The following is a 7,080-nucleotide window of genomic DNA, read 5'->3' as shown; positions in this document are numbered from 1 at the left end:
ACGGGAAACCGATTTTTCTCTCTACCGCGAACGGAACCTTGTTGAGAGGTTCTTCAATAAACTCAAGCAGTTTCGCGCTATCGCAACCCGCTACGATAAACTGAAATCGACCTTCCTCGCAGCCGTGCAGTTCGCCTCAATCATCATCCTGCTTAACTGACGACACGCCGTAATGGACACTGGACGTGTTCCCGGCGGAGCCGCTTCCCTTGGCGGTGGCAGGCCTGAATTCCGTCTCGACGCCATCCCGTCCGGTTCCGAGAAGGCTGAGAACACCGCAGGGTAGGCCGCGCGCCGCGCACTTCCGCTGCAGAAACTCTGCCTGGGCCTGATCGTGGGTCGAAAGGAAAATCTGATAGTCTCGTTGCTCGACCAGGTTGCAGACCAAGTCTGCAAACGCAGCCGTATGAATGGCATCATTGTGCTGCATCGGATCATCGAGAATGAGCGCGGGCCAACGAGACCAGGGGAAGGTGATGCTTGCTGCGCACAGCAGGCTGACGGCCAGCGCCGACATTTGCCCTTCGCTGTGGATGAGAACGGGATCAATATCGTCAAGGTCGGACGGCAGGTCGCCGGTCTTCACCGCATTCTGCTCGATCTTTTTCTTTGTTACCTGAAGATCGATACCAACCCGGGGATCGGTCAGAATCGCCTGATTGATCCGTTTCATCAGCGTGTCGAGTGGCTGTATATATCCCGCATTGAAATCGTCGAGCTCGTTCAGAAGGTCCTGGCTCGCCGCCTGGGCAATAACTTTGACCTCCCGCGTTTCCGTAGCCGCCAGCGTTTTTGCGTCGCGTAACTGTTCAACCGCCAGACGAACTTCATCACGTCCGCTGTTCGGAGCTGCGTCGATCGCTTCGCGGAGATTGTCAAGTGCCGCTCGATGGGTTACCTGCGAGGCCCAGGCACGCCGTCCCGCCCTCAGGCGCTCGAGCACATCGCCGGCAGTAGCCAAATCACGAGCATGATCGGTAGTCTTTGCGAAACGATAAGAAACATCGTCGTCAGTGGGCTGCTCGCTCGAAAAGCCCAGGCCCGCCCATTTCTCTGCAACAAGTCGGAGTTGCGCGTCCACCTCCGCCAGCTGGCGTTCCAGTTCGCGTCTCCGGGCGGTTGTTGCCGCATCGGATGCATCGATGCGTCGCAGCCATTCGATAGCGAAGTCCGCTGCACTTCGCGCTTCCGCTACGACATCGAGACTCTGCTGATGGCGGTTTCCCGCCGTGTCGATCGCTCTGCCCAGCGGCGGTCCCGACAATGGCTCTGACAACCCCAATTGTTCCTCGATCGCTTGGATACGCGCCTTGTGGCTGGCGAGCGTCGAGTGTCCGTCCTCAAGTGCGCGCGCGCAGCTGTCGCGAGCAGCTTTTTCCTTGTCCCGGAGACGTGTCAGGCGCTGAATCTCGTTCTGGATATCCGCGCCCGAAGCGCCGCGCAACCGCTGGATCCAGACCATCTTGCGCGCGCGTCGAGATTTCAGCCCCTGCTGCTTCGTGCCGAGGTCCTGCATGAAGGCGTCGAAATCCGTAGTCACGTCACCGAGGTGTGCGATCCGATCGAAGAGCTTGGATCCCTGATCACGCGCCGCGGCCAGTTCCGATCTTTGGAACTGAATCTGTCGTAGAACCGATCGAAGCTCTTCGACACGGGATTGCAGGTCTTGAAGTCGTCGGCGCGATGCTGCCAGTCCCTCTTCTTGCGACAGAAGGACGGGGTTCAGTCGCTCCGCAGCGCCGCCAACCCGGGCACGCAGCTCCGACGCTTCACTAAAGTGGGTCGCGCACACCGGGCAGTCGTAAGCATCTTCAGGCAATGTCGCGGCGATTGTCGCGACCGCTCCCGCTAGGCTCGTGGTCGTTTCGCGCAGAAGCAATAAGGTGCGGGACTGCGCCTCGATGTCCATAGTAGCCGCCGCCATCGCTGCTTCCGCGTCGCGTAACCGGTCGGTGAGGCCTGGATGCTGGCTCTCGACGTCGGCAAGGGTTGCCGACAGCGTCTGGATCGACTGGTCCTTGGCTTTCCAGGCACTGATACGATCGAGATCGTCTTGATGGCGATCTGCCTCCTCGTCGATCCGCGTCACCTCGCCGTCGAGGCGAAGCGCAATTTGGGATCGGCGCTGGGCGCGTTCGAGCTGGGCAGTCGCGTCGGCAAGACGGATCTCGGCCTCCCTGAGCGGTTGCAGCGCGTCGCCCAATCTTGATCTGCTCAAGATCGCGTCCCGTCGCACATTCTGCAGTGCGACCAAGCGGCCGAGATGAAGACGCGCCTCTTCCGCCGTGGCGAACGCGCTCGCATGCGCACGCTCGGCCTCGGCCTTTTCGCCCGACGCACTGGTGCGGTTTGCCGCAATCGTCGTCAGTTGCTCGACCGTTTCGGCCAGCGCACTCTGGGCGATCGCTCGCGTCGAATTGTGTTGACGCCAGGCTTCAACACATTGGGTGGCCTGGCTGAGACGCGCCTGTTCGTCGCGAAGATCCACTCGCGCGCTGTCGAGCGCCGCCTCGAGCCGATCAAGGTCGTCGGCGATAGAACTCGCCGTCGATCGGGAACCGGTGGTCGCTTCTCCGGTCAGAGATCTCAGTTCGGCAATCATCGTCAGCGACCGGGCGTCATCGATTGCCCCGGAGCCCTGCATCGCCAACCAGAGGCGCTCTTCCTGGTCGAGGAGCTCGCCGAAGCGCGTTGCTTCCTTCTCCAAGGCCTCGATGCGACGCGCGAAGGCACGCACCGTCACCGTATTTCCGCGGCCATGTATGGCGGTCGCAACAGCCTCTACGTCACGGCTCTGCGCCGCCTCCTTGAGAATATCGAAGCGTTCGGCAGCGTCGCGGTGCGTCAGTCGCGATAAGGTCGATTGACCGAGAATATGGGTCAGAAGAAGGTAGTTCGGGAGAGCGGATATGCTCTGCTGCCAGCTGGCAGCTCTGAGATAGGACGTGATGTCGTCTACGGTCCCGCTGAGCGTGGACGTCACAGATGCCGGCGATGCCAATGACCGCTCGATCGTTTCTCCATCCGAGAAGGACATGGCGACGGACGTCGGATCGATCGGGTGCTCACGCCAGCGGGCCAAATAGTGACCGACCTTCTTGACGCCTCTTGCCTTTCGGAAATGATCAATCTGGTCGGAAAGCCCCCATTCAAGGCTGTCGAACAGCGACGACTTTCCCAGACCATTACTGCCATGAACGACGAGAACGCCGGGTTCCGGCGGTAATTCGACATCGAGCGAGGCAAAGCTACGGAATTGGGCAAGTTTGATACGGGTCAGATAGATGTTTTTGCTCATGCTTCGCTCCGGACCTGCACGAGCTGCGTCACCAGGGTGTCAGGGTCTGCCCCGAATTGCTCGGCGAGTGCGACCCAGCGGTCCGCAACGGCGTCAGCCAGACCGTGTCGGACTAGCGTTCTTTGAGCGAGGCCCTGATTGCGATCGAGTGGCGCATCGAGCTTGGTCTCGGCCGCAAGCCACGGCGTCGCGAGGAAGGTGCGCGCAACGAACGCGTCGTAGGTCGCCTCCAAGGAACCCTCCTGCGGGATCCATATGATTTTCCTGCAAACGGTTTCGTCTCGTTCAGCCAGATCGACCAGCTGCCGCCAGTCGGCGGAGCCGACCGTATCAGTTGCGCACAACATGATATGCGCGTTGATCACCTCCTCGGGCCGCATGTAGGAGCGGGCGATGATCATCTGGCTGTGCAACCCTCTCAGCGCACGCTTCATCTCCTCGACGTCTGCGAGCGTGATGGGCGCGACCAGGACAGGGTAGGCTCCGAGGCGCAAACCGAAGCTTCCTTTCGGCAGTGCTGATCGAGGGTCGTCGGCGCGACCACGAAAATGATCCAAAACGAAGGCCGGCACGTCGCTCGATGGCCAGCCCAGCAGATCGGCGGATTGGACGAGCTTTTCGCGGAGGATTTCGGGTGTCACTGGGCCACCTTGCTATATTGCTCGTCCTGCCGTTGGCGGAACGCGTCGAATTCGGCCGCCACTGCAGCCTGCCATGATGCAAAGTCTCCGCGAAGCCTTCGTCGCCATTGGCTGTCATTCTGGATGATGGCGGGGCGAACTTGCCGGGCTTCGGAAAACCCCTTGCTGGGCGATCCGCCATTCATGACCGTCCCGGCGGGCGCCGGGGCGATCTCGATCTCTGCGCTTGACGAGATGATCAGCGCGTCGACGCCCCATTGCTGTGCCTCGGTCCATGCATCGGCGAGAAGCCGGCCGCCGATGAGCTCGCACCCCGTCCCGAGCGCGATGGCGTCGGTATCGAACGTCATGTTGCCGCGCTCGGTCGCGCTGATGGTGAGCGGTCTTCCATGGTGCGTTGCCAGCATCATGAACATCGCGCTCGCAAGCTTGTTCAGCAAGGAGTGATCCCCGCTCCAAGAGCCGGGATTGGCCGTATCGACGTGGGCCAGCAATCGAAAGACATGCTCGCGCAGCGTCTCGTTGCCCTCAAGCGTCGCCTGCCAGTCCGCCCAGGTCGTTGAAATACGGGAAAGGAGGGTCGCATCGATATCGCCGATGGTCGGGCAGTTGCCGGACTGGAATACCTGCTTGAGGCGGCCGTGCAGCAGACGCCCGAGGCACGCATCGATGGCGACGGCCAATGCTGGCACGTGAAGCTCGTGCGAGCGATAACGGGATGGTGCTGTTATTGTAGATGTGATCTGGTCCGACAATTTGAGCCATTCGCCCTGATGGGCTGACGGCGTCTGAAGTCGAACGCGACCATTGCTTGCCCGGCTCAACCTGACTAGGTCCTTGGCGATCGCGAGGCTTGCTGGTGCCAGATCGAGATGTACGGTCATCTGCTCCGGGAGCAGCTCTGCTTGGTCGGCGATTTCGGACAGACGAACGTTGCCGCGCTCGACCACGACATTCGCGGCCGCATCGATCTCAAGATGGATGGTGGTCTGCTGCTGGCGGAAACTCGCGAGCGCGCTTACGCGGTTCGCAGGATCGCACAGCGCGTCGATCGCGAGCAGACTGAACCTGTCGTACGTCCCGGCCGCGAGCTCGGGTGGATCCGCAAAGTCGGGATGGTCTTTGAGAAGCGCCTTCATATAGTTTTCATGAACGACAAAAAACGCGTCCGCGGCCATGTATCGCGCCGCCTTTTCTGGACCGTGACGGGCGATCACATGCTTGAAGACGGTCGTAACTGGATTTGTGCCGTCGGCAATTCCAACTGCGGTCATGCCGCCGCCTGCGGCAGGCTCGACACTTTTCAAGTGGCCTTTGGATCGAACCACCGGTACATTCTCTCGCTTTGCGGTCTCCAGGAGCGCGAACACCATACATTGATTCAGCTGCGAAGCTTTGGCAGTAGCGTAAAGGGGGCCGCTGCTGTTGACCGTCACATGCCGATCGCGGCGCAATAGATGAGCCAGCCGATCCAGAATGCCATGCACTTCGAGAAGCGGAAGCAAATGCTGCTGGAATGAAGCTTCCAGATCGTCGCCAACTGCAGTCCCCGCAAAAGAACGATCGGCTGCCTCGCGAAGAGTATTTCCAGAGAACATTCCCAAGAATGTTCGCGTGAATTCTACATGTTCGAAATTGGTGATCAGAAGTCGAAGCAGTTCAGTCAGAGCACCGTCGCCGTTCCCGCTGACGAGATATTTCGCGGGTGCTTCGGGTTCGTCGGCGTTGGTTCCGATTGCGTTTTGTTTCCAGTAATCGGTCGGTATCACGCCACCACATTTGCGCTCCGCTCCGAAGCCGATACAGAGAACGACATGCTGCTTGATACGGCAGACATCGGCGCCTTCGTGCTTCAGCGTCAGCCGCCAGTCTCCGTTATGGCGTTCGAGCCGCTCAAGCCGGTGGCGATTCGCGAAGCGCAGCTTGTCTGACAGGCGGCCAAGGGCGCTCCCGAAGCTTAGCTGCAGGGCGGCGCACACGTCGGCACCACTCCCGGCGGTCCAGTCCAAGATCGGCAGGCCCGCCTGATCGTCGAGCGACCCCACACGCGGCCATTCGTAGATATGGGGATGGAGCAACCGCTCGGAGCCGCTTTGCAGATGAAGGACATTATCCGCCGGATCGTAGAGCGTTACATCATGTCCCATCAGCGCGAACGCCATCGCGATCGTCACGCCCGCCGCGCCGGCACCGACCACCGCGATGGTGTCCCCGGGCGCTATCGCATTCGTCGCATCGAGTGCGTGTGCCAACCGTAACGCGCGCACTTGCTGCGAATAAAAAGTGATTCGCCGATCGAAGGTGCCGAGGAAGTAGAGACGCTGCTGATTGGATTCTTTCGGATCGCGAGCACAATCGATCCAGTCAGCGAATGGTAAAACGGCCTTCGCCATGGCTATCTCACTGCTCTCGATGATGGTTGCTCGATCAGACCAGTCGCGGGCTCAACGAGGTAGGATGTAAACGAGAGCATCAAAACTGAGTCGTCACTCGAACCTCGCTCCAGCTCGGCACACCTCACCCCGATCATCGTAGTTTTAAGCCATACTCCGTCACACCATCTTGGATGGCAGCGACCAACCGATACGTCAAGCACAGACGCACCTGCCTTGCCAACAATGGCCAAACGGGCGGACGGATCACGAGACCTGCACTCTGTTCAAAATATCGTAGTGTGGTCGAAATGGATGCAAAGGAAGGGAACCGATCACAATGAGAGGGTAACGAGAGAATGTCTCCTTCTGGGGTGAGGAAGCACGATATCTGTCGTTCCGCAAGCGACCAGAGCTCCTCTTTTCAGGACGGGACGAGCGAGACACTCTCGAACGTCGGGTCTTGGCCACGGCGGACGTTCGAGTTGCCGGTCTGGAATGGCGGGCATGTCCCGAGGTCGGCCTGTCTCGAATCATCTTACAATGTCCGCTTACGGGATGACTGCGTTCACGCAAATAGGTCTGACATGAGGCGAAAGCGGCCTATTTCCGGAGCATGGTGATCCCGAGTTCATGCCACATCCACCCGAAATCGTAGGCAACCCCTGCGCCGTCATTTTTCCGGGCGCGGGCTGTGGTGTTTTCGATATTCTTCAGCCAGGCGACCACCTTTTTACGTCCTGAAGCCGTCCGGACAGCCTCACGCGGC

At 60.0% G+C, this 7,080-nt stretch carries 4 protein-coding genes; 1 reads left to right on the top strand and 3 read right to left on the bottom strand.

What is annotated here, in order from left to right; all coding sequences use genetic code 11:
* Positions 1-160, top strand: a 160-nt coding sequence (locus CFR79_RS14935) for a transposase (RefSeq protein ID WP_146220162.1), incomplete at its 5' end; no start/stop codon positions are given.
* On the opposite strand, the gene CFR79_RS14930 is transcribed toward CFR79_RS14935, so the two are convergent.
* The 3 genes from CFR79_RS14930 to CFR79_RS14920 are packed head-to-tail and all read right to left on the bottom strand — an operon-like array spanning position 137 to position 6,332.
* A complete protein-coding gene (locus CFR79_RS14930; RefSeq protein WP_110548421.1) occupies positions 137-3,298 on the bottom strand; it encodes an AAA family ATPase in 3,162 nt (1,053 codons plus the stop codon). The two genes, CFR79_RS14935 and CFR79_RS14930, sit on opposite strands and share 24 nt — an antisense overlap.
* Positions 3,295-3,939, bottom strand: coding sequence for an ABC-three component system middle component 1 (locus CFR79_RS14925; RefSeq protein ID WP_110548420.1), 645 nt, complete (start codon positions 3,937-3,939; stop codon positions 3,295-3,297). The genes CFR79_RS14930 and CFR79_RS14925 overlap by 4 nt, the downstream gene beginning before the upstream one ends.
* Positions 3,936-6,332, bottom strand: coding sequence for an ABC-three component system protein (locus tag CFR79_RS14920; protein WP_110548419.1), 2,397 nt, complete (start codon positions 6,330-6,332; stop codon positions 3,936-3,938). The genes CFR79_RS14925 and CFR79_RS14920 overlap by 4 nt, the downstream gene beginning before the upstream one ends.
* Positions 6,333-7,080 lie beyond the last annotated feature (748 nt).

Origin of the sequence: Komagataeibacter saccharivorans (genome assembly GCF_003207825.1) — a bacterium.
GTDB lineage: Bacteria > Pseudomonadota > Alphaproteobacteria > Acetobacterales > Acetobacteraceae > Komagataeibacter > Komagataeibacter saccharivorans.
Note: the sequence above shows the minus strand (reverse complement) of the source record. Positions and strands in the feature narration are given on the sequence as shown.

Excerpts from the sequence above, each read along its gene's own strand:
- CFR79_RS14930 (WP_110548421.1), bottom strand. The coding sequence starts at position 3,298 with ATGAGCAAAAACATCTATCTGACCCGTATCAAACTTGCCCAATTCCGT.
- CFR79_RS14920 (WP_110548419.1), bottom strand. The coding sequence starts at position 6,332 with ATGGCGAAGGCCGTTTTACCATTCGCTGACTGGATCGATTGTGCTCGC.